The sequence below is a fragment of the Sebaldella sp. S0638 genome, assembly GCF_024158605.1.
Classification (GTDB): domain Bacteria; phylum Fusobacteriota; class Fusobacteriia; order Fusobacteriales; family Leptotrichiaceae; genus Sebaldella.
This window is the reverse complement of the sequence record NZ_JAMZGM010000205.1, coordinates 1-3,074: the sequence shown is the minus strand read 5'-3', so window position 1 is coordinate 3,074 and position 3,074 is coordinate 1. Positions and strand designations below refer to the sequence as shown.

4 protein-coding genes are annotated in these 3,074 nt (G+C 30.6%); all 4 read left to right on the top strand.

Going from position 1 to position 3,074, the window contains the following annotated elements; all coding sequences use genetic code 11:
• The first annotated feature begins 505 nt into the window (after window positions 1-505).
• From NK213_RS20545 to bet, 4 genes are read left to right on the top strand one after another with little or no spacing between them, the layout of a single operon-like run.
• The gene (locus NK213_RS20545; RefSeq protein ID WP_256478844.1) at window positions 506-640 is read left to right on the top strand and encodes a hypothetical protein; all 135 of its coding nucleotides are present in this window, start codon (window positions 506-508) and stop codon (window positions 638-640) included.
• A gap of 20 nt (window positions 641-660) precedes the next feature.
• Window positions 661-1,377: a YqaJ viral recombinase family protein gene (locus NK213_RS19450; protein WP_253352417.1), complete on the top strand. Its 717-nt coding sequence runs from the start codon at window positions 661-663 to the stop codon at window positions 1,375-1,377.
• Window positions 1,364-2,317 carry a hypothetical protein gene (locus tag NK213_RS19445; protein ID WP_253352415.1) on the top strand — a complete coding sequence of 318 codons (954 nt, stop codon included), beginning with the start codon at window positions 1,364-1,366 and terminating at the stop codon, window positions 2,315-2,317. The genes NK213_RS19450 and NK213_RS19445 overlap by 14 nt, the downstream gene beginning before the upstream one ends.
• Before the next feature lie 2 nt (window positions 2,318-2,319).
• A complete protein-coding gene (bet, locus tag NK213_RS19440) occupies window positions 2,320-3,063 on the top strand; it encodes a phage recombination protein Bet (protein WP_253352413.1) in 744 nt (247 codons plus the stop codon).
• Window positions 3,064-3,074: the final 11 nt, after the last annotated feature.

Sequence of the window (3,074 nt, the reverse complement as noted above, 5' to 3'; positions counted from 1 at the left end):
GGAATCTCATATTTTAGATACTTTTCCGGATGAAGACCAGATTATGATTGATTTATATCATGAAAATCCATAAAAAAAGAGAGGCTATTACACCTCTCCGGCAAGAAAAAAGTTTCTTATACATATTATATCAACATATTATGAAAAATTAAAGACTTCAATTTAAAGAGAGGCATAGGGGTGCCTCTCAGACAAAACATTCAAAATATTTACAAAGTAATATAATTTTAAGCGTCTTAGCAGTTGTAACTATATTATATTCAAAATTTTTATTTTGTCAATACCTAAAAAAGAGACCGTCTCTCAAGGTCTCTCACAAAGAAAATTTTTAGTTAATGAATGAATTAACAAAAATATTATAACAATTTTTTTAATAAATAACAAGGAGGAGAATATATGAAAATAGACTTTAAATTTATAAGCAAAAAGACAATAGAAAGAAAAATTAAAAATAAGAAATTTGGTAAAAAATATAATATTGAATTAAATAAGGAGGAATATAACCATGTTAAAGAAGATTGTAGAGTTTTTTCAATCCCGTCGTACAGATAAAAAAGAAAGAGAAAGAGAAAGAGAATTTGTGCGTAGAAATAAAGTATGGATAATTAGATATGCTGAAAAGCCTGAAAAATATTTTTAATAAAGCAAGGAGAACTTTATATGTTTAAGAAAATCCTATACTCCACTCATGATGAATGGCTTAATTTAAGAAAACAGGGAATCGGTGGCAGTGATGCTGGATTACTTATGGATATAGAACAATATGGAAATAAAAATATTGTTGATTTATGGCTTGAAAAATCCGGTAAAGTTACTAAGCCCAATGAAACTAATTCCGCTATGGAAAGAGGACATAAACTTGAACCCATTATCAGACAGCTGTATGCCATTGATAATCCTGATAAACAAATCAAAGAAGTTAAAGAGCTCTATGTACATCCTAAATATGATTTTATCAGAGCTTCCTTAGACGGTGAAATTATTCTACCTAATGGTAATATCGGTATACTTGAAATTAAAACCACTACCATTCACCAATATTCAATCTACAAAAAGCTTTGGAAGGATGAGGAAAATAACGACACCATTCCGGAAAATTACCTATATCAGGTACTCCATTACTTCCTTGTTACTAACTATGACTTTGCCGTATTAGTTGCTGATATCAGATTTAGATGTTTTGAGGATAACTCTGATACATTTGACCTTAATAAACAGCTCAAAACATACACCATATATAAAAATGAATGGATGAACAGGATAGAGGAACTTAAACAAAAAGAAATAGAATTCTGGTCTTATGTCACTAATGACATTGAACCGCCATATATTAAAGAATATCCTATTGGAATTGGAGGAAAACATGGAAGAAAATAAAAATACAGGACAATTGGTTCTTGCTTTTAATAAGGAACTTATTACTCCTGCTAAAATTAGCCCTGATTTATTAGACTGGGAACTTTTAGAGCAAACTACACTTGAAATTGAAGAATATAAAAATATTATCTTGGATGAGGATTCTGATATTCAAAATATCACTACTCTTCGAAAGGATATATCAAACTCAAAAACTCAGATTGATAATTTTAGAAAAGACCTTAAAAGTTATCTTGAATCTGAATCTAAAGTATATAATGACGACCTTAGTTCATATGTAAATAGACTGGAAGCTGTCAGAAAACACTTACATGATTTAGAAAAACTGGCTGACCAGAAAAGAATCGACCTTAAATGGAAAGAAATTAAGGAACTTAAAAAAGTACTCGTAAAATCTCTTGCCAATAAAGACCTTGAACAGTTTATTGAGGATTCTGATAAATGGGAAACCAAAGGTTGCAAAATGAACACCATTGAGTCTGACATTCAGGAGCAAATAAACAGCCTAAATTCTAAATATAATAGTATTGACTTAGTACTTAAGGGTGTAAATAAAAATATTGAAAATAAGATAAAAATTGAGGATATTATCCATATGTTTGGTGAGAAGCAGGAACATATCCTTGGATATATTTCTGAAAAAGAAAAAGACATTATAGACACTGAAGATAAAATGAGAAAAAAAGCTGAAGAAGATAAACAAAGGGCTGTCAAAGAGGCAGAAGAAAAAGCAATTAAGGAAACTGAGGTAAAATTAAAAGCACAGTCTGAAACCAAAAATACATACTGTGGCAGTTACTCTACATCTGCCCCTATTACTAAAGAGAAAAAACAAGCATACATTTTTATTCAGGTTAACGAACTATCTGAATCAGTGACTGACGGTCTTATCAAGTACTGTCAAAATAATAATATAAAATTTTATTTAGAGGAGAGATAAATATGGGCGTTGTTAAAAATACAAGTAATAATAAAAATGATCAATTGATGAAATTTAATGTTGGAAATATTGAGGTTAAACTTAGTCCGGCTATTGTAAAAAAATATCTGGTTAATGGTCAGGGTAATGTCACTGATCAGGAAATCATGTACTTTATGCATATGTGTAAAGCAAGACAGCTGAATCCTTTTGTTAAAGAGGTTTTCTTAATCAAATATGGAAGTGAACCTGCTGCCACTGTTGTTGCAAGAGATGCACTTGAAAAAAGAGCTATTCAAAATAAAAACTATGATGGTAAAAAGGTTGGAATATATGTTGTAATCAATGAAACTGGAGAACTAAAAAAGAGAGAAGGGACTATTTACTTAAAAGACAGAGAAGAAGTTGTTGGAGCATGGTGTACTGTTTACCGAAAAGACTGGGAGAATCCTGTTACTGTTGAAGTTAATATTGATGAGTATATCGGAAGAAAAAAAGACGGAACTCCTAATACTAACTGGGCTAATAAACCTGTTACCATGATTACTAAAGTCGCTAAAGCACAAGCTTTAAGAGAGGCATTTATTGAAGATTTAAGCGGTATGTATGAACAAGAAGAAATTAATACCAATATTAATCTTGATCCTACTCCTATTAACGATTACGAAGAAGCTGAAATTATTGAAGATAATAATGAGGATATCACAGCTGAAGGAATGGATTTTGATCCTGTCGCTAAATTCAGGGCTAATGCTGAAAACAATTAAATTTAGAGGTG